The sequence below is a fragment of the Nonomuraea sp. NPDC001831 genome, assembly GCF_042892035.1.
GTDB lineage: Bacteria > Actinomycetota > Actinomycetes > Streptosporangiales > Streptosporangiaceae > Nonomuraea.
The window spans coordinates 185436-211003 of sequence record NZ_JBIATU010000010.1 but is presented as its reverse complement, the minus strand read 5'-3'; the positions used below and the strand labels follow the sequence as shown (position 1 = coordinate 211003).

24 protein-coding genes are annotated in these 25568 nt (G+C 73.9%); 17 read left to right on the top strand and 7 right to left on the bottom strand.

Translation table 11 applies throughout. The features are described from left to right. The first annotated feature begins 83 nt into the window (after window positions 1–83). The 9 genes from ACFYYW_RS30215 to ACFYYW_RS30175 all read left to right on the top strand — a co-directional run bounded on the left by ACFYYW_RS30215 (window position 84) and on the right by ACFYYW_RS30175 (window position 10565). Window positions 84–761: a hypothetical protein gene (locus ACFYYW_RS30215; RefSeq protein WP_387653468.1), complete on the top strand. Its 678-nt coding sequence runs from the start codon at window positions 84–86 to the stop codon at window positions 759–761. Window positions 762–826: 65 nt separating this feature from the next. After that, window positions 827–1357: a PadR family transcriptional regulator gene (locus ACFYYW_RS30210; RefSeq protein ID WP_352328448.1), complete on the top strand. Its 531-nt coding sequence runs from the start codon at window positions 827–829 to the stop codon at window positions 1355–1357. Then, window positions 1354–2034: an ABC transporter ATP-binding protein gene (locus tag ACFYYW_RS30205; RefSeq protein ID WP_352328447.1), complete on the top strand. Its 681-nt coding sequence runs from the start codon at window positions 1354–1356 to the stop codon at window positions 2032–2034. The genes ACFYYW_RS30210 and ACFYYW_RS30205 overlap by 4 nt, the downstream gene beginning before the upstream one ends. Then, entirely contained in the window at window positions 2031–4253 is a 2223-nt protein-coding gene (locus tag ACFYYW_RS30200; protein WP_387653464.1) for an FtsX-like permease family protein, read from the top strand. Before ACFYYW_RS30205 ends, ACFYYW_RS30200 begins: the two co-directional genes overlap by 4 nt. 7 nt (window positions 4254–4260) lie before the next feature. Beyond that, window positions 4261–6573: a penicillin acylase family protein gene (locus ACFYYW_RS30195; protein WP_387653461.1), complete on the top strand. Its 2313-nt coding sequence runs from the start codon at window positions 4261–4263 to the stop codon at window positions 6571–6573. Window positions 6574–6615: 42 nt separating this feature from the next. Beyond that, window positions 6616–7398, top strand: a complete 783-nt coding sequence (locus ACFYYW_RS30190) for a neutral zinc metallopeptidase (protein WP_387653458.1) — start codon at window positions 6616–6618, stop codon at window positions 7396–7398. Between the two features lie 82 nt (window positions 7399–7480). Next, window positions 7481–8818: a PP2C family protein-serine/threonine phosphatase gene (locus tag ACFYYW_RS30185; RefSeq protein WP_387653455.1), complete on the top strand. Its 1338-nt coding sequence runs from the start codon at window positions 7481–7483 to the stop codon at window positions 8816–8818. An 83-nt stretch (window positions 8819–8901) separates the two neighbouring features. Then, on the top strand, window positions 8902–9885 hold the full coding sequence (locus ACFYYW_RS30180) for a GlxA family transcriptional regulator (protein WP_387653452.1): 984 nt from the start codon (window positions 8902–8904) through the stop codon (window positions 9883–9885). Between the two features lie 71 nt (window positions 9886–9956). After that, on the top strand, window positions 9957–10565 hold the full coding sequence (locus tag ACFYYW_RS30175) for a cysteine hydrolase family protein (protein WP_387653450.1): 609 nt from the start codon (window positions 9957–9959) through the stop codon (window positions 10563–10565). An 80-nt stretch (window positions 10566–10645) separates the two neighbouring features. Here the strand turns inward: ACFYYW_RS30175 and ACFYYW_RS30170 are convergent, their stop codons facing one another. Further along, window positions 10646–11146: a hypothetical protein gene (locus ACFYYW_RS30170; protein ID WP_387653447.1), complete on the bottom strand. Its 501-nt coding sequence runs from the start codon at window positions 11144–11146 to the stop codon at window positions 10646–10648. Window positions 11147–11396: 250 nt separating this feature from the next. Between ACFYYW_RS30170 and ACFYYW_RS30165 the strand changes: the two genes are divergently transcribed. Next, window positions 11397–11768: an STAS domain-containing protein gene (locus ACFYYW_RS30165; RefSeq protein WP_352330347.1), complete on the top strand. Its 372-nt coding sequence runs from the start codon at window positions 11397–11399 to the stop codon at window positions 11766–11768. Window positions 11769–11796: 28 nt separating this feature from the next. On the opposite strand, the gene ACFYYW_RS30160 is transcribed toward ACFYYW_RS30165, so the two are convergent. The 3 genes from ACFYYW_RS30160 to ACFYYW_RS30150 form a co-directional block, all read right to left on the bottom strand. Continuing rightward, entirely contained in the window at window positions 11797–12159 is a 363-nt protein-coding gene (locus ACFYYW_RS30160) for a cupin domain-containing protein (protein ID WP_352330345.1), read from the bottom strand. 127 nt (window positions 12160–12286) lie between these two features. Next, window positions 12287–13774 carry an alpha/beta fold hydrolase gene (locus tag ACFYYW_RS30155; protein ID WP_387653443.1) on the bottom strand — a complete coding sequence of 496 codons (1488 nt, stop codon included), beginning with the start codon at window positions 13772–13774 and terminating at the stop codon, window positions 12287–12289. 206 nt (window positions 13775–13980) lie between these two features. After that, the gene (locus ACFYYW_RS30150; protein ID WP_387653440.1) at window positions 13981–17118 is read right to left on the bottom strand and encodes a S8 family serine peptidase; all 3138 of its coding nucleotides are present in this window, start codon (window positions 17116–17118) and stop codon (window positions 13981–13983) included. A gap of 83 nt (window positions 17119–17201) precedes the next feature. Between ACFYYW_RS30150 and ACFYYW_RS30145 the strand changes: the two genes are divergently transcribed. Both ACFYYW_RS30145 and ACFYYW_RS30140 read left to right on the top strand, forming a co-directional pair. Then, a complete protein-coding gene (locus ACFYYW_RS30145) occupies window positions 17202–17798 on the top strand; it encodes an RNA polymerase sigma factor (protein ID WP_352329914.1) in 597 nt (198 codons plus the stop codon). Further along, on the top strand, window positions 17791–18921 hold the full coding sequence (locus tag ACFYYW_RS30140; RefSeq protein ID WP_387653436.1) for a CU044_5270 family protein: 1131 nt from the start codon (window positions 17791–17793) through the stop codon (window positions 18919–18921). The genes ACFYYW_RS30145 and ACFYYW_RS30140 overlap by 8 nt, the downstream gene beginning before the upstream one ends. A 41-nt stretch (window positions 18922–18962) precedes the next feature. On the opposite strand, the gene ACFYYW_RS30135 is transcribed toward ACFYYW_RS30140, so the two are convergent. From ACFYYW_RS30135 to ACFYYW_RS30125, 3 genes are all read right to left on the bottom strand, one after another. Then, the gene (locus tag ACFYYW_RS30135; protein WP_387653433.1) at window positions 18963–20051 is read right to left on the bottom strand and encodes a serine hydrolase domain-containing protein; all 1089 of its coding nucleotides are present in this window, start codon (window positions 20049–20051) and stop codon (window positions 18963–18965) included. Between the two features lie 126 nt (window positions 20052–20177). Further along, window positions 20178–20915, bottom strand: a complete 738-nt coding sequence (locus tag ACFYYW_RS30130; protein WP_387653430.1) for a 3-keto-5-aminohexanoate cleavage protein — start codon at window positions 20913–20915, stop codon at window positions 20178–20180. Window positions 20916–21001: 86 nt separating this feature from the next. Beyond that, entirely contained in the window at window positions 21002–21988 is a 987-nt protein-coding gene (locus ACFYYW_RS30125) for an aldo/keto reductase (protein ID WP_387653427.1), read from the bottom strand. A 133-nt stretch (window positions 21989–22121) separates the two neighbouring features. Here ACFYYW_RS30125 and ACFYYW_RS30120 point away from each other — a divergent pair, with 133 nt between their 5' ends. The 5 genes from ACFYYW_RS30120 to ACFYYW_RS30100 all read left to right on the top strand — a co-directional run bounded on the left by ACFYYW_RS30120 (window position 22122) and on the right by ACFYYW_RS30100 (window position 25536). After that, window positions 22122–22910 (top strand): SDR family NAD(P)-dependent oxidoreductase, encoded by a 789-nt coding sequence (locus tag ACFYYW_RS30120; protein WP_352325718.1) that lies wholly within the window; start codon window positions 22122–22124, stop codon window positions 22908–22910. Further along, window positions 22907–23485: a TetR/AcrR family transcriptional regulator gene (locus ACFYYW_RS30115; protein WP_352325717.1), complete on the top strand. Its 579-nt coding sequence runs from the start codon at window positions 22907–22909 to the stop codon at window positions 23483–23485. Before ACFYYW_RS30120 ends, ACFYYW_RS30115 begins: the two co-directional genes overlap by 4 nt. Before the next feature lie 340 nt (window positions 23486–23825). After that, window positions 23826–24608 (top strand): CrcB family protein, encoded by a 783-nt coding sequence (locus ACFYYW_RS30110; RefSeq protein ID WP_387653423.1) that lies wholly within the window; start codon window positions 23826–23828, stop codon window positions 24606–24608. Then, window positions 24608–24970: a fluoride efflux transporter CrcB gene (gene crcB, locus ACFYYW_RS30105; protein WP_387653818.1), complete on the top strand. Its 363-nt coding sequence runs from the start codon at window positions 24608–24610 to the stop codon at window positions 24968–24970. The genes ACFYYW_RS30110 and crcB overlap by 1 nt, the downstream gene beginning before the upstream one ends. 110 nt (window positions 24971–25080) lie before the next feature. Next, on the top strand, window positions 25081–25536 hold the full coding sequence (locus ACFYYW_RS30100) for an ATP-binding protein (RefSeq protein ID WP_352325714.1): 456 nt from the start codon (window positions 25081–25083) through the stop codon (window positions 25534–25536). The last annotated feature ends 32 nt before the right edge of the window (window positions 25537–25568 follow it).

Genomic DNA, 25568 nt, shown 5'->3' with positions numbered 1-25568 from the left:
GCCGCAGGTCGATGGGCGTTTACGACCGTTTTAGGCGGTTCGGGGCAGGGTTGTGGTGTTGTATCCCATGGAGAGGAAAGACCATGACCTCTGGGCCTGACGGATTCGGCAAGGCGGAGACCCTGGAGCACGAACCGCCCAGGCGCCGATTCCCCCGCTCCGTACTGCTCGCCGCGACCACCGCGGTCGTCCTGGCCACCGGCGCCGGCGTGGCCGCCGCCTCGGCGCTCTCGCCGGCGCCGTCGCCGTCGCCCACCGGCACGCCCCCGCCCGCGGCGAGCCCGTCGGCCGTCCCGTCGGGCTCGCCGTCCGACAAGGGACGCGGCTGGGGGCGCGGGTTCGGCGGCCCGCCCGTCCACGGCGAGTTCGTCGTGCCCGACGGGCAGGGCGCGTACGTGACGGTGGCCACCCAGTACGGCGACGTCACCGCCGTCGGCCAGAACTCCGTCACGGTCAAGAGCGCGGACGGCTACACCAAGGAGTACGCCGTCGACGCCGGCACCCGGATCAACCGCGACCAGGGCATCGACGCGATCAAGACCGGCCAGAAGGTCATGGTCAGCGCCAAGGTCACCGGCGGCACGGCCACCGCCGTCACCGTCCACGACGTGACCGCCCGCGACGGCCGCGGCCGGCACCCCCACGGCGACGACCGCTGGGACGACCGGAACGGCGACAGGAACGGCGACTGGCACGGCGACAAGGGCGGCCCCCGGCACGGCGACCACCGGCCCACGCCGTCACCCAGCGCCACCTCCTGAGGGACGCCGACCGAGCTCGTGCGATTATCCTCCCCGTATATACCCTCGGTATATAGTGCGGGAGCATGAGCGTTCCTCTTGCGCTGCTCGGACTCCTTGAGCGGGAGCCGAGCCACGGCTACGACCTGAAGCGCGACTACGACACCTATTTCGGCCGCGGCAAGTCCCTGCCCTTCGGCCAGGTGTACTCCACCCTCGGCCGGCTGGCCAGGGACGGCAAGGTCACCGCCGGGGAGAGCGAGCCCGGCGACGGCCCCGAGCGCAAGCGCTACGCGATCACCCCCGTCGGCGCGCGTGAGGTCGAGGCGTGGCTGAGCGAGCCGGTCGCGGCCGAGCCGTACCTGCAGACCGTGCTGTTCACCAAGGTCGTGCTGGCGCTGATGCTGGGCCGCGACGCGGCGGCCTACCTCGACCTCCAGCGCGCCACCCACCTGCGGCGCATGCGCGAGTTCGCGCAGATCAAGCGGGGGGACTCGCTCGCCGACGCGCTGCTCGCCGACCACGGCATGTTCCACCTGGAAGCCGACCTGCGCTGGATCGACGTCACGCAGGCGCGGCTGGACGCGCTGGCCGAGCTGGTGCGGGGGTCGTCGTGATCCTGGAGGCCCGCGGGATCAGCCGCTCCTTCGGCCGCACCCCGGCGCTGCGGGAGGCGAGCCTGGAGGTGGCGGCCGGCGAGATCGTGGCGGTCATGGGCCCGAGCGGCTCGGGCAAGTCGACGTTGCTGCACTGCCTGGCCGGGATCTTCACCCCCGACAGCGGCGAGGTGTGGTTCGACGGCAGCCGCCTGGACACCATGAGCGACGACCGCCGCACCCGGCTGCGGCGCACCGCGTTCGGCTTCGTGTTCCAGTTCGGGCAGCTCGTGCCGGAGCTCACCGCGGCCGACAACGTCGCCCTGCCGCTGCTGCTCGCGCGTACCGGGCGCAAGGAGGCGTACCGGCGGGCGGCGGGCTGGCTGGAGCGGCTGGAGCTGGCCGAGCTGGGCGGGCGGCGCATCGGCGAGCTGTCCGGCGGGCAGGCGCAGCGGGTGGCGATCGCCAGGGCGCTGGTGACCGGGCCGCGGGTGTTGTTCGCCGACGAGCCGACCGGCTCGCTCGACTCGCTGACCGGCGAGCACGTCATGGAACTGCTGGTCGGCCTGGCGCGCGAGGAGGGCACGACCGTGCTCGTGGTGACCCACGACGCCCGCGTCGCCTCCTGCGCCGACCGGGAGGTCATCGTCCGCGACGGCCGGCTCACCGACCCCTTCGCCGGTCAGGTCGTACGGTGATCGCCCTCGGCCTGCGGCTGTCGCTGGCCGGAGGCAGGGAGGCGGCCGCCCGGCTCGCGCTGATCGTCGCGGGCGTGGCGGTCGGCGTGACGGTGCTGCTGGCCACGCTCTCCCTGTTCAACGCCTTCCAGACGGCCGGCGAGCGCACCTGCTGGGAGTGCACCCGCGGCACCGCCCCCAGCGGCTGGGCCCTCGACGCCACCGCCACCGGCGCCCTGTGGAACTACCACGAGGACTACTACGCCGGACGCCCGATCAGGCGGCTCGACGCCGCCGCGCTCGGCGGTCAGGCTCCCGTCGTCCCCGGGCTGTCGCGCATGCCCGCGCCCGGCCAGTACTACGTCTCCCCGGCGCTGGCCGGGCTGCTGGACTCGGCGCCGCGCGCGCAGCTCGCCGACCGCTTCCCCGGCACGAGGGCAGGGACGATCGGCCGCGCCGCGCTCACCGGCCCCGACGACCTGACCATCGTGATCGGCCGCACGCCCGAGCAGGTCGCCGCCCTGCTCGGCACCCGGCAGGTCGACACGACGGCCGACGAGCCCGCCGTCGACGGCGACGCCGACGTCTACCACTTCGGGTTCGCGATCGCGGCCGTCGGGCTGCTGCTGCCGCTGCTGGTGCTGGTCAACACCGCCACCCGGCTGGCCGCCGCCCGCCGCGAGGCGCGCTTCGCCGCGATCCGGCTGGTGGGCGGCACGTCCCGGCAGGTCAACCTGTTCGCCGCGGTGGACTCCGCGCTCGGCGCGCTGACCGGCACGCTCGCCGGGATCGTGCTCTTCCTCCTGGTACGTCCCGCCGTCGCCGGCATCCGCGTCACCGGCTCCCGGTTCTTCCCCGACACGGTGACCCTGGCCGCCTGGCAGTACGCGGCCGTGCTCGCCGGCGTCCCGCTGCTGGCCGGGGTGAGCGCGCTGTGGTCGCTGCGCCGGGTCCGGATCTCGCCGCTGGGCGCGCTCAGGAAGGGCGCCCCACGGCCGCCGCGCGCCTGGCGGGCGATCCCGCTGCTGGCCGGGCTGGCGCTGTTCGCGGTGCCGATGTTCCAGACCGACGACCGCAAGCCGGACGCCGGGCCGGCCTCGGCGGGCCTGGCGCTGATCATGATCGGGCTCATCCTGGCCGGCCCCTGGCTGACGATGCTGGCCGCCCGCCTGGCTGCCCGGCTGACCGGCGGAGCGGCGACGCTGCTGGCCGCCCGGCGGCTGGCCGCCGACCCGAAGGCCGCCTTCAGGTCGGTGAGCGGGCTCGTCCTCGCGGTGTTCATCGGGACGGCGATCGCCGGGATCGTGCCCGCCGTGGTGGACGGCCAGCGGGCGGTGGCCGGCGGCACGCTGTCCGGCGTGCTGCGCGCCCCGCTCGGCGACCTCGGCGGCGGCGGGTTGTCGCCGCGGGCCGGGGCCGAGCTGGTGGCCCGGCTGCGCGCGTATCCGGGCGTCGGCGTGCTGCCGATCCACGCCGCGAAGGAGGAGGCGGAGAACCGGGTGATCGACCCCGAGCGGCCGCCGCCGCCCCGCGCGGTCGTCGAGTGCGCCGACCTGGCCCGCTTCCCGGCGCTCGGGCAGTGCCCACCGGGCGCGCGGGCGGTCGCCGGACGGTTCGACCGGGTGGTGGAGGCAGACAACCCGCTCACCATCGACAAGCTGATCCCCCTCGCCGGGCCCGACAGCGAGCCGGTCTCCGCCGACGGGCTCAACCTGGCCTCCGTGCTGGTCACCATGGCCGACCCGGCGACGCTGGAGGAGATCCGCACCCTGCTGGCCGGGCAGAGCACCGGCCCGCCGATGACGTTCGACGAGGTCGCCCAGGTCCGGGCGGCGCTCTACACGCAGGCCGAGAACGTCGCGCTGGCCATGGTCGCGCTGACGCTGCTCGCCGGCGGCTGCAGCCTGCTGGTGGCGGTCGGCGGCGGACTGGTGGAACGCCGCCAGCCGTTCACGCTGCTGCGGCTGGCCGGCACGCCCGGCCGCACCCTGGGCGCGGTCGTGCTGCTGGAGTCGGCGTTGCCGCTCGTCCTGGCGGCCGTCGTGGCGGCCGGGGCCGGGTTCGGGGTGGCGGCGCCGTTCATCGACGCCCTCGCCATGAAGGGGGCCTCCCTGGCGATGCCGGGGCCCGCCTACTTCGCCGGCGTCGGCGGCGGGCTGGTGGCCTCCCTGCTGGTGATCTCGACCGTCCTGCCGCTGCTGCGGCGCATGACCTCGCCCGACAACGCGCGTTTCGAATAGGAGCCCCATGAAGCTGCGAGCGTCCTGCGCGGCGATCGTGCTCGCCGTGCTCGCCGGCCTGCTCACGGCCCCGCCTGCCCGGCCGGCCGCGGCCGCCGCCGGCCGCTACTCGGCCGAGATCCGGCGCACCGAGTACGGCATCCCGCACGTGTCCGCCAAGGACCACGGCGGCCTCGGCTTCGGCTACGGGTACGCCTTCGCCCAGGACAACCTGTGCGTGCTGGCCTCGTGGGTGGTGACGTTGCGCGGCGAACGATCCCGCCACTTCGGCCCGCGGGCCCTGTCCGACGACCCGGTGCGCCCGGTCGCCAACCTCACCAGCGACCTCTACCACCGCAGCGTCGCCGACTCCGGCGTCGTCCGGCGGTTGCTGGCCAGGCCCGCCCCCGTCGGGCCGAGCGCGGAGCTGCGCGAGCTGGTCGACGGGTACGTGGCCGGCTACAACCGCTACCTCGACGACACCGGCGTGGCGAACCTGCCCGACCCCACCTGCCGCGGCAAGTCGTGGGTCGGCCCGATCACCGCCGACGACGTCTGGGCCAACCTCCTCGACCTCGGCCGCATGTCGGGCAGCTCGGCGCTCAAGGAGGCCATCGTCGGCGGCGGCGACGACGGGGACGACGGCCCGCGCCGCGCCCCCGGCAGCAACGGCTGGGCGCTGGGCCGCGAGGCCACCCGCGACGGCCACGGCATGCTGCTGGCCGACCCGCACTTCCCGTGGAACGGCGTCCGCCGTTTCTACCAGGTGCAGCTCACCATCCCCGGCGTGCTGGACGTCGCCGGCGGCAGCCTGTACGGCACCCCCGTCGTGCAGATCGGCCACAACAGGACCGTTGCCTGGACCCACACCGTCTCCCACGCCCAGCGGTTCACCCTCTACCGGCTCCGACTGGCGCAGGGCGACCCGACCACCTACCTGGTCGACGGCCGGCCCGAGCCGATGGGCCGCCAGGAGGTCGTGGTCCCGCTCCAGGACGGCACCCTCGTCTCGCGCACCCTGTTCACCTCCCGCTACGGCCCGGTGCTGGCCGCCGGGCGCGGCGAGGAGTACGCGTACGCGCTGGCCGACGTCAACGCCGCCAACCTGCGGGCGGCCGACGAGTGGCTGGCGATGGCCAAGGCCGGCGACCTGCGCGGGCTGCGCGCCGCCCAGGACGCCCACCAGGGCCTGCCGTTCGTCTACACGCTGGCCACGGACGTCGGGGGGACGGCGTCCTTCGCCGACGCCTCCGTCGTCCCGCACGTCACCGACGCCCAGGCCCGCCGGTGCGCCAAGCCGTCGCCCGACCCGTCGATCGACGCCTTCGTCCTGGACGGCTCGACCTCGGCGTGCCTGTGGGGCAAGGACGCCGACGCCGTCGTGCCGGGCATCTTCGGCCCCGGCAACCAGCCCGGCCTGACCCGCGCCGACTACGTCGCCAACTCCAACAACAGCCCGTGGATGACGAACCCGGCCGCGCCGCTGACCGGCTACGACCAGGTCTGGGGCACCGTACGGACCGACGTGGAGCTGCGGCCCCGGGTCAGCCTGGACATGATCGACCGGCGGCTCAAGGGCGCCGACGGGCTCGGCGCGCCCGGCTTCACCCTGGAGACGCTCCAAGCCACCGCGCGCAGCAAGCGCAACCTCGGCTTCGAGCTCATGCGCACGGACCTGAAGGCGTTGTGCCGGGAGCGACGCGAGCTGCGGGCCTCCTCGGGGGAGCGGGTCGACGTACGGGACGCCTGCCGGACCCTGACCCGCTGGGACGGGCGCGCCACCCTGGACGGCGAGGGGGCCGTGTTGTGGCGGCGGTTCTTCGACGGGCTGCAGGCCCCCGTCAAGCCCGGAGAGCCGCCGCAGAGCTGGTGGCGGGTGCCGTTCGACCCCGCCCGCCCGCTCACCACGCCGCGCGGGCTCAAGCGGGACGACCCCGCCGTGCGGCGCGCCCTGGCCGACGCCGTGCTGTTCTTCCGCGACAACCGCCTGCCCCTGACCCTGACCACCGGCCAGGCCCAGCACTACGCGTCGGTCCCGATCCCCGGCTGCACCGAGGGGGAGGGCTGCTTCGACCGCGTCCGCAACTCCGGCCCGCTCGGCAAGGACGGCCGCTACCCCGACGTGAACACCGGCTCCAGCTTCATGATGGCCGTCGAGCTCACCCCGGACGGGCCGCGCACCCGCACCGTCCTGACCTACTCCCTGTCCGCCGACCCGAGCTCCCCCCACCACACCGACCAGACCGCCCTGTTCTCCCGGGGAGGCTGGGTCACGGAACGCTTCACCGACGCCGAGATCCGCTCCGACCCGCAACTGAACGTCACCACCGTGACCGGCTGACCAGCTTGTGGCGGCGGGGTTCTGGCCCTATTGTCACCCTTCGTGAAACCCCTCATGATCTTGACGATGGCGGGCGTGCTCACGGCCTCCCTGGCCGGCACGGCCGCCGCCGAGAGTGCGGCCTACCCGGTCAAGCACCCCAAGCTGATCGCCAACCCCCTCTACGAGGCGGGCCCGCTGCCCACGACCACCTGCGCCGAGCCGCGGGTCAAGCGCCACAACGTCAAGCAGGCCCGCGCCTACGTGGACGCCGTCATCGCCTGCCTGGAGACCACCTGGCAGCAGCACCTGACCGCGGCGGGGCTGCCGTACGCGCCGGTGAAGGTGCGGCACATGGACCGCATCCCCAAGAGCTACTGCGGCATCGCGGGGAGCAACGAAGCGTCGCAGGCGTGGTACTGCGACAAGACCCGCACGCTGGCCTTCCAGATCGGCAAGGACTGGACCGACGACCCGAGCGACCTGTGGCTGCTCCACACGACCGCCTCGATGTACGGCTACCACGTGCAGAACCTCGTCGGGGTCGCCGACGCCTACGACGTGATCACGTACCGCGGCAAGGCCGAGGAGCGTGAGCAGGACCGGCGCAATCATCTTCAGGTGGCCTGCCTGTCCGGCGCGTTCATCAAGAGCGTCTGGCCCCTGGAGGGCAGGTCGAAGAAGGACTGGGGCTACTTCCTCACCCTTCCCAACGGGGACAAGGAGGGCAAGTACAGCTCGTACGGCAAGAGCGCCACCATCCGCTCCTGGATCAAGCAAGGCTTCGCCACCGGCGACCCGGGCTCCTGCAACACCTGGGCGGCTGCCTCCTCCAAGGTGCTCTGAGCGCCCTCCCGCAGTGCCCGTGACCAGGTGTCATGCCGGTGACCGGGGGCATGACCTGGGCAAGGGCATCTCGGGGGGTGGGGTGGGCGGACAGCGGCCGGAGGGCGGCGCGTACGGCGGAGACCTGGGGCCGTTCGGTGCCGAGAAGCTCCGGCGGCTGCAGGCGAGCCTGACGCAGATCGAGGATCTGCACGGCCGGATGGCGCGCCTGCTGGAGGCCGTCCTCGCGATCAGTTCCGAGCTGGAGCTGAACGCGGCCCTCCGCACCATCGTGGAGGTCTCGGCCGACCTGGTGGACGCTCAGTACGGCGCCCTCGGCGTGCTCAACGACGAGGGCGAGTTCGCCGACCTGTTCACCTACGGCGTCGCCGAAGACGTGCACGACGCCATCGGCCGCCTGCCGACCAGCCACGGCCTGCTCCAGGAGCTGATGGCCCGGCCGCGGCCGCTGCGCGTGGACGACGTGCTCGCCCACCCCAGCTTCCGCGAGTACCCTCCCGGCCATCCGGTGATGCACACCCTGCTCGGCACGCCGATCCTGGTCCGCGGCACCGTGTACGGCAACCTGTACTTCGCCGACAAACGGTCGGGCCTGCCGTTCACCGGCGACGACGAGCGGATCGTCGCGGCGCTGGCCAGCGCGGCCGGCGTCGCCATCGAGAACGCCCGCCTCTACGAGCGCATCCGCCGCAACACCGAGGAGTTCCAGCGCAGCCTGCTCCCGTCGCTGCCCGACCTGAACGGCCTGTGGGCCTGCGCCCGCTACCTGCCCTCCAGCACCGTCCCGCGCATCGGCGGCGACTGGTACGACGCGATCGTCCTGCCCGACGGCGTGCCCTGCCTGATGGTCGGCGACGTGATGGGCCACGACCTGCGCTCGGCCACCGTCATGAGCCAGATCAGCAACATGTTGCGGGTGCTCGCCTACGAGCACTGCGAGCCGCCGTCCCACATCCTGCGCCGCCTCGACGAGATCCTGCACGCCCTGCACGGCGGCCCGATGGCGACGGTGCTGCTGGCCCGCCTGGAGGAGTACGGCGGCACCGACTGGCGGCTGAGGTGGGCCACCGCCGGGCACCTGCCCCCGCTGCTGCTCCCCGTCGAGGGCCCCGCCCGCTACCTGCGGGCCGAGGGCGGCCACCCCCTCGGCGTCACCCCCGACCTGCCCCGGCCCGACCACGAGCAGGTCATCCCGGCCGGGTCCACGCTGCTGCTCTACACCGACGGGCTCGTCGAGGACCCCGCGCACGGCCTCGACCGGGGCATGGAGAGCCTGATCCGCACCGCCTCCCGGCTGCGCCACCTGCCCCTGGAGGAGATGTGCGAGCTGCTGCTCGTGCACCGGGGCGAGGGCTTCACCGACGACGTCGCGCTGCTGGCCCTGCGGCTCGGCGAACCGGCCGACCTGCACGTCGGCTGACCGGCCCGGCCGCCTGCCCGATGGCCAGATATGACAGATAACTGTCGTTGCGGACATTCCGCCAGTTCGGTGAGAATCGGGTCATGCCCGCTGCTCACCGCGTCGTCATCGCGCTCTTCCCGGACGTCGACCTGCTCGACGTCACCGGCCCGGCCGAGGTGTTCGCCCTGGCCAACCGGGTCGCCGGTCGCGCCCTGTACGACGTGCGGCTGGCCGGGCCCCAGGGCGGCCAGGTCACCACGTCCGCCGGGGTGCGGCTGGTCGCCGACCTGACGTTCGACGAGGTCGGCGACCAGGTGGACACCCTGGTGGTGCCCGGCGCGGTGACCGTCACGCCCGACGGGCCACGCGCCCTGACGGACGCCGAGGTGGTCGCCTGGGTACGGCGGACCGCTCCGGGCGCCCGCCGGGTGGCCTCGGTGTGCGTCGGCGCGCACATCCTGGCCGAGGCCGGCCTCCTGGACGGCCTGACCGCCACCACCCACTGGTCCACCGCCGGGCAACTGGCCGCCGACCACCCCCGGGTCACCGTCGATCCCGACCCGATCTTCCTGCGCTCCAGCGGCCGCATCTGGACGGGCGCGGGCATCAGCGCCTGCCTCGACCTGACCCTCGCGCTGGTGGCCGAGGACCACGGCGAGGAGACGGCCCTCGCGGTGGCCCGCGAACTGGTCGTCTACCTCAAGCGCCAGGGCGGCCAGAGCCAGTTCAGCGTCCCGCTGACCCGGGCCGCCTCGGGCCGCCGCGACATCGACGACCTGCGCCTGTGGATCGCCGAGCACCTCGCCGAGGAGCTGACGACGGTCGAGCTGGCGGCGCGGATGGGGCTGAGCCAGCGCCAGTTCACCCGGGTGTTCCGGCAGCAGACCGGCTTCACCCCGGCCGCGTACGTCGAATCGGCGCGTGTCGAGGTGGCGCGCCGGCTGCTGGAGACCACCGACCTGCCGCTGCCCCGGGTGGCCGCCGACAGCGGGCTCGGCTCGGTGGAGACCCTGCACCGCGCCTTCCGCCGCCGTCTGGGCACCGGCCCCGGCACCTACCGCCGCCGTTTCCACACGGTGGCCTGATCCCGCATCTGCCTGCGTGCGCCGTCCGAGCCGGGCGGCGGCGCGAGCCTGCCCGAAAGGAAATCCCTGCCATGAGCAGCACCGTCTCGCCCACTCTGCGCCAGGTCGTCGGACTGCCGGCCGAGCCCGCCCGGCTGGCCGACTCGACCCTCGTGCTTATCGACTACCAGAACACCTACCGCACCGGCGTCATGGCCCTGCCGGACGCCGACCGGGCCCTCGCGGCCGGCGCCCGCCTGCTGGAGCGCGCCCGCGCCGCCGGTGCCCGCGTCGTGCACGTCGTCAACGACGGCGGCCCCGGCAGCCCGTACGACGTCCGCGCCGAGATCGGGGCGATCAGCGCGCCGGTCGCGCCGCGCGACGGGGAGCCGGTGGTGGTCAAGACGTTCCCCGACGCCTTCCACCAGACCGGGCTTCAGGACGTCCTGGAGGGCCTGGCGGCCGGGCCCGACCTGGTCCTGGCGGGGTTCATGACCCACATGTGCGTCACCTTCACCGCCCAGGGGGCCTTCCGGCTGGGCTACCGCCCCACGGTCGTCGCCGACGCCTGCGCCACCCGAACCCTGGCCGGCCCCGGCGGCGCGCCGCTGGCCGCCGACGTGCTGCACGAGGCCGCCCTGACGACGATCGGCGACCTGTTCGGCCTGGTGGTCCCCACGACCGACGCCCTGCCCGCCTGACCGTCCCCGTTCTGGCCCGGTCCCGGCCCGGTCCTGGCCCGGTCCCGTGGCGGTTCGGGGCCGGGCGGGCGGTCGCGGAGTCAGCCGGTGGCCGGGCGGCGGCGGCCGGCGACCAGGCGGTCGGCCGGCGTCCGGTGACGCGCGGCGGGGGCGGAGTCGGGCTGCCGGTCGGCGGTGCGCCCAGTGGTTCGCCCAGTGGTGGGCCCAGCGGTGGGCCCGGTGGTGGGCCCGGTGGTGGGCCCGGTGGTGGCCGCCAGGCGGTCGGCGGGCTGGTCCGTCGTGCGGCGCTCGTCCTGGTCCGTGGCGGGCCGGTCGTCGGCCCGCTCGGCCAGCAGACGGCGCAGTTCGCGGCGGCGGGCCAGCCTGCGGCCGATCCCGGCGGCGATCAGGAAGGCGCCGAAGATGAACGCGGCGGCGGTGGCCGCCCCCGCGGCGAACAGCTCCAGGTCGCCCACCCGGAAGGTGACGCCCATCAGCGTCAGCGCGGCGGTGGCGGTGGTCGTCGTCTGGGTGAACAGGACGACCACGGCGGCCGACCCGGCGACCATGAGCAGCAGGCCGAGCAGGACCATGGTTCTCACTCTCCTCGAACGTCGGCGATCACGTTTCATTGCCGCTGCCCAGCATTTCTTTACTCATGTATGGGCATGCGTCCGGCGTCGAAGAAATGGCCGCGCATTCGCATCCGGAATGGCCGCGCGGAGCACCGCTAATTGCTTCGCGAAAAAATCCGCATTGAGCAGCGGCGCTGCGCCCGGCGGGCAGGTCACGGGGTTTGTCGGCCGGTGGGCAGGGGAGAGCGGACCAAGAAGGGAAGTGATAGCAGTGAAAGTGGACACTTTCCGGCTCCTGGCGAACTCCGCAGGAGAAACGGTCGTTCTGCATCCGGCCGGGGACCTTGACCTGCACACCGCCGGCGCCATCGAGGATTGGGCGACCGGCTATCTTGACGGCACGCCGGCCGCCGTCACTTTGATCGATCTGTCCGACGTCGGCTTCATGGATTCGGCCGGACTCGGCGCGCTGATCGGCGCGTGGAAACGCATCACCGCCACGGGACGGACGGTGATGGTCGCCGCGCCGACCCCGCAACCGGCCAGACTGATGCGGATCACCGGCCTGGAAGGGCGTCTCGGCGTACGCGCCACCGTCGCCGAGGCGCTGGAGGAGATCATTCCCAGACGGACGCACGCGCCCGCCTAGGCGGCGTCCGTCCGGAGCGTGCGCGGCGTCAGCCGTCACTCGCCTTGGCGTAGTCGGCGGCGCCGCCCGCGAAGTCGTACAGGACGACCTGTTCGTCCCCGACCACCCAGGCGTCGTGTCCGGGCGGGCAGACGAAGACCTCGCCCGGCCCCGCCTCGGCCTCGGTGCCGTCGTCCATGCGCAGGCGCATCCGGCCCGAGACCACGAAGCCGTTGTGGTGCACCTGGCAGGACGACGTGCCGGCGATCGGCCTGACGGACTCCGACCACCGCCATCCCGGCTCGAACGTGGCGACCCCGAACGTCAGGCCGCTCAGCTCGCAGATCTCCAGGTGGCCCTTCGGGAAGTCCCGCCGCTCGTCGGGCTTGTCGATGCTCTTGACCTCGATCACGTGGCTCACCCCCTCGTCAGCTACCTTCTTACGCTGAATTGTCCATACCGAGGGGTTGGCCAGGGCAAATATCCCTTTGTGGGGACGGGTACGGCCCGCGAACGGGGCCGTACCCGTGTCGTGCGGGCTATCCGGCCCAGGGCAGCGAGTCGGACGGCCACGCCCGCTTCGTCTGCTTCCTGAACGTCTCCTCAGGCGTGCCCACGGCGCAGCGGGTGCCCTGCGGCGGAACCTTCAGGTCGATGAGGTACTGGTCGATGATGTCGGTCTGGCACTTGTCCTTGCCGTAGATGCGGTGACCCCAGCCCTCGTACGTGAGCAGCACGGCCTTCGAGCCGAGCTGGCGGTTGACGTTGGCCGCCCAGATCCACGGCGTGGCCGGGTCGTGGATGGAGTTGCCGAGCAGCAGCGGGGCCTGGCCGGTGTACCGCAGCGAGTGCGGCGGGTTGACGGGGGCGCCCGAGTTCATGCAGATGGGCAGGTCGTCGGTCGGGTACGGGTGGTACTTCGTGTCCGGCGCCAGCAGGCCGGCGGTACGCATGAGTGCGGCGTACTCGGCGTAGCTGTTCACCTTGAGGTTGTAGTCCTGGCAGAGGATCCGGGTCGGCAGTTCGGCGACGTCGCCCTCCACCGGGCCCCGGCCGGGCAGCGGGGGCACCCATTCGGGGGCCGGGCCGCCGTTCAGCCAGTTGATCACTTCGCTCAGCGTGCGCCAGTCGGGACCCTCGTTGCCCAGCGCGGCGTTGTAGATGACCTGCAGCTCGGTCATCCGCTGACCGGTGCTGGGGTAGACCAGCTCGCCGCGGCGGGCCTTGTCCAGCAGGCTCTTCCAGATCGCGCGGATGTCGCGGCCGTTCAGCACGCAGCTGGTGTCCTGCTGGCACCAGCCGACGAACTGGTCGAAGCCGTCCTCGACGGCCAGGGCCTCGGTGGCGAAGAAGCCCTTCACGCCGAGGCTGTGGTCCATGTTGCTGTCGAGGGCGAGCGCCCGGATGCGGCCGGGGAACAGCTCGGCGTACATCTGGCCGATCAGGGTGCCGTACGAGATGCCGTAGTAGGTGAGCTTCTCCTCGCCGAGGGCGGCGCGGAGGGCGTCCATGTCACGGGCCACGGAGACGGAGTCCACGTGGTCGTAGAGCGGGCCGGTACGGGCCCGGCAGTCCGGGTGCAGCTTCTTGGTGAAGGCGTTCCAGGCGTCGAAGTCGGCCTGGCTGCGCATGACGGTCGGCGGCATCTGGTTGTAGACCGACGCCGAGCAGATGACCGGGTGGCTGCGGCCCACGCCGCGCGGGTCGAAGCCGACGATGTCGAACCGCTGCTGCAGTTCCTCGGTGTAGGACCCGGGAGCGCCGTAGACGGCCTCCACGCCGGACCCGCCAGGGCCGCCGGGGTTGATCACCAGCGAGCCGACCCTGGCGGCCGGGTCGGTGGCCTTGCGCCGGGCGACCGCGAGGTCGATCGAGGGCCCGCTCGGCTGGGCCCAGTCGATGGGCACGGTGAGCTTGCCGCACTCGGCGCTGGGCTCCTCCTCGCAGGGCGCCCAGGTGATGGCGTTCGTCGTGGTCGTGGCGGGTTTCGCGGTCGTCGCCGCGTTGGCCGCCGGAACCGGGATCAAGGTCGCCAGCGCAACGAAGGCGGTGGCGAACAGTGGGAGTCTTCTCCGCAAAATGGGGCTCCAATCAACGGCCGGTGCGCCCCCCGTGGGCATCCGGCCGAGCTTGATCATCGCGGTTTATGGATGGAAATGACGGCAAGATCGGAAATTTCCTCAAAGTCGCCCGAGTGCTCTGTGCGCTACGAGCCCTCCGCCGAACCGGCGGGTCACCCGATCCGGTAGGCGCGGATCACCGTCTGCTCCACGGTGTTGCCCCCGGTGTCGGCGGCGCGGGCGCGTAGGGAGACGAAGCCCGCCCCGGCCGGGTGGCGCAGCCGTACGGCGCCGCCCGCGACCTTCGCCGCCCGCCAGGTGCGGCCGTCGTCGTAGGAGACCTCCACGGCCAGTTCCCGCACCGCCCCCGCCTGCCCGCGCACGGACACCGGCACCGCGAACGCCCGGCCGGCGGGCGCGCCGCTCGCCGGGTCCAGCGCGGGCGAGAAGGCGACGACCGGCAGCGGCAGCGCGCCGTCCCGGCCACCGGCCGAGCGGAACGTCCAGGCGACCGCCGTACGGGTGGAGAGCAGCTCAGGGCCGCGCTCGGCCGCCGTCTCCAGCCGGTAGGCCGCCTCCCCGGCCGGCACGCCGAACCGCGCCCCCAGAGCGGGCTCCTCCGCCACCAGCTCGCCGTCGCGGTAGAGGGCGGTCCGCGCGCCGGACACGCTCGACATCCCCGGATGACCGGCCCCGTCGGCGTACAGCGCGGGGAATGCGGAGATCACGTCACCCGCGCGGGAGACGGGAGGAGTGCCGTCCTCGGTGACCGGCGCGGGACCGAAGACGCCGCGGTTCCAGGTCTCGTCGTAGGCGTGTCCCGCCTCGTACCTGCGGGGGGTCGAGATCAGGTCGCCTCCCCACGTCGAGCCCATCTCCGTGTAGACGTTCTGCCAGCGGAGGCCGCCGCCGGTGTTGACGTACTCGGTGTGCGTGAAGGGGGGCCGGAAGTCGGTCACGAACATGATGCCGAAGAACCGTCCCTCCGCGGGCCAGGCGGCGCTCGCGGCGCTCGCGTCCGTGCCGGCCGCCGGCGCGCCGTAGTCCCTGCGGATCGTGGCCAGGTCCGCGCGCCCGACCCGGCGGCTGAAGCCGGTCGGCACCTGGCCCTGGACGAACCACGCCAGCCGGTACGCCTGAGCGCTGCCCGCCAGGTCGCCGTCCGGGCCCGGCACCGCCCACTGGCCGGCGACCCTGGTCAGCAGGTCGTACCGGCCGGACCCGACCTGCGCGGTGCGGATGCCGGGCGCGGCGTCGAACATGGTGGCCTCCGCGCCCAGGTAGTAGGGGAAGCCGTCGAGCGTGCGGCCGCCGTAGGTCACCTCGGTCATCAGGTGCCTGGCCGCCGGGTCGGGCGGCGCGATGGACACCGGCCGCGCCCGAGCCGGGTCCAGCCGCAGGGACTGATCCCGGTCCAGGCGCAGGCCGGGATGGACGAGCATGGTCAGACCTTCGCCGTCGGTGGTCCGGCTGTCGACGACGTAGGTGCCCTTGGCCAGCCGCAGCGTGACCCTGCCGCCCGCCTGGACGGTGACCGGGTTCCAGTCCTTGCGGGCGACGTCGGTCCGGTAGAGGGTGGTCAGCGCGTCGGCGGCGCCCGGCCGGTCGAGGGTCAGGTCGTAGCTCTCGACCTCCTTGACCACGGCGAGCGGCGTGCTCACGGTCGTGCCGTCCTCGGCGGTGGCCTCCAGGTAGCCGCCGAGCGGCCCGTCGGCCGCGTCGCCGCGGGTGTCGGCGGTGACGGTCGCCTCCGCCCGGCCGCCGGCGGGGACGGTCAGCGTGCCGGGCGACACCGCGAACACGTCCGCGCCGGCCCGCGCCGACAGGCGCAGCGTCACCGGCTCAGGGCCGTCGTTGCGGTAGGCGAGCTTCCTGGTGACCGGCTGGTCGTCGTCGTGCGGCCAGGCGAGCACGCCGAAGCTGACCGACGCGGGGGAGGCGGTCACCGTCTGGCCGATCGCGCGGCCCACGTCGAGGCGGCCCGCACCCTGGGCGTAGATCCCGGTGCCGGGCTGCGGCCGGGCGGAGGCCATGAGGGCCGCCTTGAGCTGCTCGGGCGTCCAGTCCGGGCGCAGCCCGGCCAGGATCGCGGCCGATCCCGCCGCGTGCGGGGCCGCCATGGAGGTGCCCGACATCTCGACGTACGGGCCGTCGCCGGGGGAGTCCTCGCCACGCGCGGCGCGGATGGCGACGCCCGGCGCGGTGAGGTCGGGCTTCAACGCCGAGTCGCCCGCGCGGGGACCGGCGCTGGAGAAGACGGCCAGGCGGTCGGCACGGTCCACCGCGCCGACCGACAGGGCCGCGTCCGCGGTGGAGGGCGAGGAGACGGTGCCCGGCTTGCCGTAGTTCCCGGCGGCCACGACGAACAGCACGCCGTACCGCTCGGTCAGCGTCCGGACGGCCTCCTCCAACGGGTCCAGGCCGGGGACGTCCGGCGAGCCGAGGCTGAGGTTGGCCACCTTGGCCCCCTGCTCGGCGGCCCACTGCATGCCGGCCAGGATCGCCGACTCCGCGCACCAGCGGTCGGCGCACACCTTGGCGTCCAGGAGGGTGGCGCCCGGCGCGACACCGCGGTAACGCTCGCCGGTCCCGGCGATGGTCGAGGCCACATGGGTGCCGTGCCCGGTGAGGTCGGCCGCGGTGTCCGTGCCGGTGAAGTTCCGGCGGGCCGCCACCTTGCCGGCCAGGTCGGGATGGGTGTCGTCGATGCCGGAGTCCAGGACGGCGACCTTCACCCCGGCGCCCGTGTAGCCCTTCTCCCAGGCGGCGGGGGCGCCGATCTGCTTGACGCTGCCGTCCAGCGACAGGGTCGCCCGGCCGTCGAGCCAGATCTTCCCCGTGCCGGAGGTGAGCGAGGCCCTGAGGTCCGGCCAGGAGCCGGCGGCGGCGTCGAAGCGTACGGCGGCGCCGTTCACGGCGGGCAGGTCGCGGGTCACCGCCATGCCATGGGCGGCCAGGCCCGGCCGGCGGGCGGCGTCCGGGCCCGCGACGATGAGGGGCAGGGCGCCGGGGGCGTACTCCAGCAGGGTCGTCACGTCGAACAGGCGGGGGTCGAGCCGGCCGGCGGCCAGCAGGGGGACGGCGTCGCCCGGGACGACGCGGAGCCGGTCGCCGATCTTCTCCGTGCTGAAGACGACGCCCGCACGGCCCTTGCCCGGCGCGACGCGCACGCCGTCGGCGACGAGGCTCACCCGGTCTCCCGTGATCAGCGTCACGGTACGGGCGGGGCCGCCCGGCGGGGCCGGCAGGCCGGAGGGGACGGCTCCGAGGAGGGCGATGGTCAGCGAGACCGCTGTCGTTCTGAGGATCACATGTCTTCTTGGCGGAATGCCCGCCCCCTCTTCACGGGCTGAGAGGGCGTGAAGAAGGACGGGCGCTCCCGCCAAGTAGGGGTGTGACACAAACCATGACGGTCGAGGACGAGCAGGCGATCGCCGAGTCCCTGCGCCTCCCCGAGAGGTTCGGGGTGCTCTACGACCGCTACTTTCCCGAGATCCACCGGTACGTCGCCGGCCGCCTCGGCACCCAGGCCGCCGACGACCTCACGGCGGAGATCTTCCTGGCCGCCTTCCACGGCCGGGCCGGCTTCGACTCCGGCCGTGGGGTGGTCCGCGGCTGGCTGTACGGCATCGCCACCAACGTCGTCGCCCAGCACCGCCGGAGCGAGCTGCGCCGGTTGCAGGCGATGCAACGGGCCCCGGAAGGGACGCTCACCGGCGAACAGGCCGAGGACGGGCACGAGGACCTGGTCGCCGGACGGCTGGCGGCGGCGGGCGTCAAGGACGACCTGGTGGCGGCCCTGCAGGCGATGCCGGACGCCGACCGCGACGTCCTGCTGCTGCTGGCGCTGGCCGACCTGAGCTACCAGGAGATCGGCCAGGCCCTCGACATCCCCTCGGGAACGGTCGGTTCCCGGCTGAACCGCATCAGAAGGAAGCTTCGCGCCGCCCTGGGCGGCGTCAATCCCCTGCTTGGAGACTCCCGTGGCTGACCTGAACCAGGACCTGACCCTGATCCGCGACCTCTACGCGGCCCCGCCCCCCACCCCCGAGGTGCTGGCCGACGGCCGGGCCCGCCTCGCCGAGGCCTACGCCTCCTCCATGGACGCCGGCGTCCGCCGGGAGGAGCAGCGGCCCCCGCTGCGGGCGCTGCCGGACGGCGGGAGGGCCCGGCGGCGCTGGCCGCTCGTGGGGGCGAGCCTGGCCGGGGCGGCCGCCGTCACCGTGGCCGCCACCTTCCTCACCGCACCCTCGACGCCTTCGACACCCGCGACACCCGTGGCGTCCGCGGCGCCCGCCCGGCTCTCGGCCGGTGAGATCCTGCTGGCCGCCGCCGGCTCGGTCACCCCCGACGCGGGCGACGGCGCGTACTGGAGGCGCGACGGCGTCGCCGGCCGGTACGAACGCGCGCCCGGCGGCCACTACACCCTCAAGACCAGCCGCTCGATCGAGCTCTGGCTCCCCAAGGCGGCCGGCCGCCCCACCTGGGTGATCCGCCAGGACCTCGGCGCCGAGCCGGCGACGCCCGAGGACGAGACGGCCTGGCGCGCCGCCGGCTCACCCCGGACCTGGACCCTGAGCCGGGGCACGCCCCCGGTGAAGCTGCAGGCCGGCCCCGGGGAGCGCGACGCCGTACGCGACGACAGCGGCAAGACCCTCACCCTGCTCGGCACGCCCATGACGCCCGCCACCCTGAACGCCCTGCCGACCACCCCGGAGGCGCTGCGCGACACCCTCGAACGCCTCGTGTCCAAGGGGTACGGCAAGGAGCGGGTGGACATGAACGCCCAGCTGTTCGAGACCGGCGTGCGGCTCGTCATGAACTTCCCGACCTCTCCGGAGGTGCGGGCGGCGACGTACCGCATGCTGGCCGCGCTCCCGGGGGCGAGCGCGGAGAGCGAGGCCACCGACCCGCTCGGCCGCAAGGGCCAGGCGGTCAGCCGGCCGGCCGGGCCGGGCGAGCGGTACCGTTTCGTCGTGGACACCGCCACCGGCCTGCCGCTGGCCCTGGAGTCGACGATCGGCCAGGACCGCTCGTACGAGGCGATCAGGACGGCCGCCTGGACCGACGAGGAGCCCCGGCTCCCGGCCCTGCGCCGCGACATGAACCGCTGACCCCGCCGTTCAGCGGGCGCGCGGGGCCGGCGGGACCCCGGTCAGCGGGTGCACAGGGCGGTGTCGAAGGCGGCGATCAGGAGGTCGCGGGCCTTGCCGCCGTTGGCCGAGCCCGTGGTGTAGACGGTGACCGCGCGGCCCGCGCGGTCGCGGCCGCTGAAGGTGGACACGCCCGGGACGTCGCCGCCGTGCCCCCACAACTTCCCGCCGCAGCTCAGCGGGATCTCCATGACGCCGTAGCCGTACCGGGCGCCCTTGGGCCAGCCGGGCCGGTCGATGTCGACGTACGAACCGGACGTGACGGACTGCGCCCGCCAGAACGTGTTCAGGTCGCGCGGCGTCGAGACCAGCCCGCCGCTGGCGCCGAACGCGTGGCCGGGCAGCCGGGTCAGGTCGACGACGCCGTCCTTGGGACGCAGCGGGTGCACGCCGTAGGTGTGCGCGTGCGGCCCGCGGATGCCGGTCTCGCCCTCGGCCGGCCAGTACGTGTCCCGCATGCCCAGCGGTCTCAGCACCAGGTCGCGGCTGACCGCGCGGAAGTCGCGGCCGGTCACCGCCTGCGCGACCAGGCCGAGGACCAGGTAGTTGGTGTTGGAGTAGGCGAACCGGCCGCGGGGCGTCGGTTCGAGGGAGAGGGCCAGCTTGAGCAGGTCCTGCTTGCCGATCTTCGACCAGTCGGCGGCGGGGGTGAAGTCCGGCAGGCCGCTGGTCTGCTGCAGGAGCATCTTCACGGTGATGTCCCGTCCGTCGATGCCCTTGCCGCGGACGACCCCCGGCAGGTACGTCTCGACCGGCTCGTCCAGGTTCACCTTGCCCTGGCCGGCCAGCTTGAGCACGGTGGCCGCGATGATCGACTTGCTCACGCTGGCGATCCTGAACCGGCCGTCCGCGCCGGGCATGGGCTGCTTGGTGCCGCGCCGCGCGGTGCCGGAGACGACCGTCGTGGTCCGGCCGTCCGGGTGGCGGACGTAGGCCACGGCGCCGGGCACGTCGGGGGAGGCGGTGAGGGCGTCCAGCCGCGACTGCAACGACGGCGCGCGCTCGGCGGCGAACGCCGGGGCCACCGGTGCGAGCGCCAGCGGGACGATCACGAGCAGGGCGAGTGCGCGCCGGGCGGCGGAGGAAGGCATCGGGACTCCTTGTCGCGTCGATCAAGCTCTGTCCCGACTGTGGCGAATCAGCGGCTTCGGCACAGTCACGGCACCACCCACCCTCGTGCGGGGGTTGTCCCTACCGCCCGGCGCGTGCGTCGCCCGCTACCCGCCGGGGCGGGCGATGGCCAGGACGTGGCCGACGAGGGCGGCGTTGTCCTCGGCCGGGCCGCCGTCCGGGGCGAGCAGCGTGTCCTCCAGGCCGATCCGGGTCGCCAGGCCCCGCCGTACGGCCTCCGCCACGAGCGGCCACGTCGCCGGCCCCTCACCGTGCAGCAGGCGGGGGGCCGGCGACCCGTCCAGACGGTCGAGAATGGCCGCGGCCCGGGGGATCGCCTCCTCGGCCGGCGCGTCGATCACCTCGACGAGGATGCGCGTCATCCGCCCGGCCAGCCCCGAGGCGGTCAGCGTCGCGGCGTCGGCCGGCGTCCACACCCCCGCCTCGACCCCGATCCCCGCCGCCAGCAACGTCCGCGCCAGCTCGCCGAACCCCGGCTCCGACAGGTTCACCGACGCGAAGTCCGGACGGGCGCCGGCGGGCAGCTCCGCCCAGGCGGTCACCGCGTCCAGGCGGGCCGCGGCGTCGCCACCCGTGATCCACAGGCCGGTGGACACGCCCACGGGCAGCCCCGGCGCCGCCGCCCTGACGGCCGACGTCGCCGCCTCGACGTCGGCGGCGGCCAGCGACTCGCGTCCCGTCGCGTCCCGCGGATGGAGGTGCACCGCCCCCGCCCCCGCCCGCCGCACGGCTACGGCGTCGGCGGCCAGCTCGGCGGGCGTCAGGGGCAGCCGGGGGTGCTCGTCGGCCGCCCGGCTTCCGTTCAGACACGCTTTGATGAACATGAGCCCCATCCTTACCCGCGCGAACCGGGCTCAGGCGCGGCGTCGGGCGGGCCCGGTTCAGCAGGCGGAGCCGGGGCGGCGGCGGTTCAGTGGGCGGCGTCCAGGCGGGCGCGCTGGTCGTCGGTCAGCTCCAGGTCCACGGCGGCCAGGTTCTCCTCGAGCTGGGCCACCGACGACGCCCCGACCAGCGGGATCACCGGGAACGCCGAGCCGATCTGCCAGGCCAGCACGACCTGGTTCATGCTCGCCCCGCACTCCTTCGCGACCTCGCGCAGCACCGCCATGCGGGCCGGGGTGCCGGGGTGGTCGTAGTCCGGCGGCACCGGCTTGTCCTGCCGGGTGTAGGCCCCGCCGAGCAGCGGCGAGTAGGCGACCAGGGTGAGGGCGGGCTCGGCGCGCAGGTAGCTCAGCAGCTCGGCGCCGGCGTGGCCGAGGCTGCCGTCCTGGAAGATCGACTCCGGCATGTCGAAGCGCGGGCGCAGCAGGCTGTGCTGGTACTGCAGCACCTCGTAACCGGCCACCCCCGACGCGGCGGCCAGCGCGCGGGCCCGCTCCACCCGCCAGATCGCGTGGTTGCTCACCCCGAGCAGGCCGACCGTGCCCTCGGCCACCAGGGCGCCGAAGCCCTCGACGGTCTCGGCCACCTCCACCGAGCGGTCCTCGATGTGGGCGTAGAGCAGGTCGATGCGGTCCACGCCGAGGCGTTCGCGGCTGCGCTCGGCCGACTCCCTGATGATCTTGGCGGACAGGCCCTCGGCGTTGTCGACGTAGCTGGTGCCCGGCGTGAGCGGCCGCGCGCCCAGCTTGGTGGCGATCACGATCTCGTCCCCGGCGCCGCTGCTGCGCCGCCAGCGGCCGAGCAGCTCCTCGCTCTGCCCGCCCTGGCCGCCGTCCACCCAGAAGGCGTAGTTGTCGGACGTGTCGATGAACGTCCCGCCGGCCTCGGCGTAGCGGTCGAGGATGGCGAACGACGTCTTCTCGTCGGTCACCGAGCCGAACAACATCGCCCCGAGGGCGAGCACGCTCACCTCGCGGCGGGTGTCCGGGTTCGTGCCGATCGTCCGGTACTTCATGCTGTTCTCCCCAGTTCGTCACGTTCTGTACGAGGCCCCGGAACGGGAGTCTGGGGGCTGGAGCGAACTCCAGGTCAAGCCGGACCGGCTGTCTTCTTGAAATTAGATCATTTCTCTAGAAAAATGCTCTGATATGTCGATCATGGTGGTGACCGGCGGCAACCGGGGCATCGGGTACGCGGTGTGCGAACGGCTGGCCGGCGACGGGCACAAGGTGCTGCTGGTCGCGCGGGACGCGGAGCGGGGCCGGCAGGCCGCCGCGCGGATCGGGGGCGACGTCCAGGCCGTGGCGGGCGACCTCAGCACGGCCGAGTCGGTCCGGCGGCTGGCCGGCGACCTGCTGGACCGCTGCCCGCGCATCGACGTGCTGGTCCACAACGCCGGCCTGTGGCCCGCCCGCCGCGTCCTGACCGAGGACGGGCTGGAGGAGTCGTTCGCGGTCAACCACCTGGCGCCGTTTTTGCTCAACCACCTGCTGGAGGACCGGCTCGGACGCGTCGTGCAGGTCACCGCCGGCCTGTACGCCAAGGGCCGGGCCGAACCCGGACGCACGGCCGTGGGCGCCGCCTTCTCGCCGATGCGCACGTACGCGGACACCAAGCTGTGCAACCTGCTGACCGTGCCCCTGTTCGCCGACCGCTGGCGGACGGCCGGGATCACGATCGACGCCGTGCACCCCGGCGTCATCCGCACCGGGCTCGGCGACCGCCGCGGCCCGCTCGGCTGGCTGCTCAAGGCCGCCAAGCGCAGCTGGGCCGCGCCCGAGGAAGGCGCGCGGCACGTCGTCTCCCTGGCCGCGGCTCCCGGCACCGGCCGGTACTTCGACCAGGACCGCGAGGTCCCGTTGCAGGGCCCGGCGCTGGACGCCGGCCTGGCCCGGCGCGTCTGGGACGAGGCCGAGGCGCTGGCCGGGGTGCGATGACCCGGCACCGGCGCAGCGAGGAGACCGTGCGCAGGCTCCTGGACACCGCCCTGGAGGTCTACCCGGCCGACTTCACCCTCCGGGCGGTGACCACGCGCAGCGGCGTCAGCATGGGCAGCGTCTACCACCACTTCGGCAGCCTCGAAGGGCTGGCCGCCGCGCTGTACGGCCGGTGCATGGACGAGCTGCTCGACACGCTGGTCACCGTCACCGAGGAGACCGCCGACGCCCGTGACGGCGTGCGCCGCGCGGTGACGGCCTACCTCGGCTTCACCGCCTCGCACCCGGACAAGGCCCGCTTCATCCACGCGGCGCCGTACGCGCTGGACCTCGGCCCGTACGCCGAGCGCATCGCCGCGGCCAAGGCGTCCCGGCTGGCCCGGCTGAACGCCTGGATGGGCGCGCGCATGGCGGAGGGGGCGGTGGCGCGGCTGCCGGCGGCGCAGGTGGAGATGCTGCTGATCGGGCCGGTGGCCGAGGTGAGCAGACGGTGGCTGGCGGGCGCGCCGGACATCGACCTGGACGAGGCGGCCCGCGTCCTGCCCGACCGCATCTGGTTGTCGCTCAGCGGTTGAGCGGCCGGTCGCCTGTGGGGGGACGCCTCCCGGCGGCGGGGGGTTCGCGGCCCGAAGGAAGCAGCTCGGTGGGCGGCGTTCCGGGCCGCGTGGAGGCTCCTCGACGGTGGGCGATTCCGGGCCGGTGGAGGTTCCTCGGCGGTGGGCGATTCCGGGCCGCGTGGAGGCTCCTCGGCGGCAGGGTCTGAAGTGGTCGCCGGTATGATGGGGGCGGCTTCCCGTGCCGGGAGCCGCGGCGGTGGGGCCCGCCGCCTCCCGCCGTCCGGGGGTAACCGCGGTGTCGCCGCCAACCGTCCCTGCCAGAGATGTGCCACGCTCATGTGCTGGTAGGAGATGCCTCATGACCCAAGCCCGTCCCCACGACCCTGAACCCGGACCCGGCCTCGGACCCGGACCCGGCCGCGTGCACGCCGCCGAGGGGTTGGAGATCGCCGGCGCGCATGCCGCCGGCGGCGTCGGCGGCGTCGGGGGTGCGCAGGTCGATCCGCGGGCCGCGGTCGATCCCGACGTCGACCTCCACGTGCCCGCCCAGCGCGGCGAGCTGGCCCGCGCCCCGGTCGCCACGCTGGCCGTCATCGCGGCCGGCGGCGTGCTGGGCGCGCTCGCCCGCTACGCCGTCCTGACCGCCTTCCCGGTGCCGCCCGGCGGGTTCGCCTGGCCGACGCTGGCCGTCAACGTCACCGGCTGCCTGCTGATCGGGCTGCTGATGGTGGCCATCACCGAGGTCTGGCAGGCCCATCCGCTCACCCGGCCGTTCCTGGGGGTGGGGGTGCTGGGCGGGTTCACCACGTTCTCCACCTCCATCGCCGACGCCCAAGGGGCGCTGGCCGCGGGGCAGCCGCGCACGGCGCTCGCCTACCTGGCGGTCACGCTGGTCGCGGCCCTGGTGGCGGTCTTCCTGGGCCAGACGCTCGGCCGCGCACTGTTCAGCCGGTTCGCCACTGCCGCCGACACGATTCCCGCCGAGACCGCCCCCGACCAGGCCACTCGCGACCAGGGCGCTCCTGACCAGGGCGCTCCTGACCAGGGCGCTCCTGACCAGGGCGCTCCTGACCAGGGCGCTCCCGACCAGGCCGTTCCTGGCCAGGCCGGGCGGGCTCCGCGCGGTGGGAGGCGTCCGTGATGACGTTGCTGCTGGTGGTGGTGGGCGCCGCCGTGGGGGCGCCGGCCCGCTACCTGATCGACCGCGCCGTCCAGGCCCGGCACGACAGCCTGTTCCCGTGGGGCACCTTCACCGTGAACGTGACCGGGTCGGCGCTGCTCGGCTTCCTGCTGGCGCTGCCCGCCGCCGGCGGAGTCCAGGCGCTCCTGGGCACGGGCCTGTGCGGAGCGCTGACCACGTACTCCACCTTCGGTTACGAGACGTTGCGGCTGCTGCAGAACGGCGCCCGCACCTACGCCGTCCTCAACGCCGTGGCCGGCGTCGCGGCCGGCCTCGGAGCGGCCTGGTGCGGCATCGCCCTCGCCCAGGCGATCATCCCGTGATCCGCCCCGGGAGCTCGACGGCGAGCGGCCGGCGCGTTTGACGATCACTCGACAGGAAAGCTGAACGAGGCCGGCGTACCCCTTTCCGACCTCCGACAGACGAGACGATCATGCTTGTGGAGTTCGAGCTGCGCTGTCCCATCAGCGCTGATCTGGCCTTCATCCGCGACCTGGTGCGCATCCACGGCCACCACAGCGGATTGTCCGGCGAGCGGCTGGAGGACCTGGTGCTCGCGGTGAACGAGGCCGTCACCAATGTCCTCGACCATGGCGGTTCGGCCGGCCTGGTCACCGCGACCCGGGACCCGATCGGCGTCTGCGTGGAGATCCTGGACACCGCGGGCCGCCTGACCCCCGACCACCTCGGCGCCGCGGGCGTCGACCCGACCGCATCTCAGGGGTTCGGCCTGTGGGTGATCCAGCAGTTGTGCGACTCGGTCGCGCTGGAGTGCACCGGCCTCGGCTCGCGGCTGCGCCTGCGCATGCTGGTGCCCGCGGAGACCCCCGGCGCCGCCGATCGCCGTCTCAGCAGCACCATGGCCGGCGGCGCCTTCCCCTGGTCCTAGCCCGGACGGCGCCGGCCCGGCACGTTGCCGGG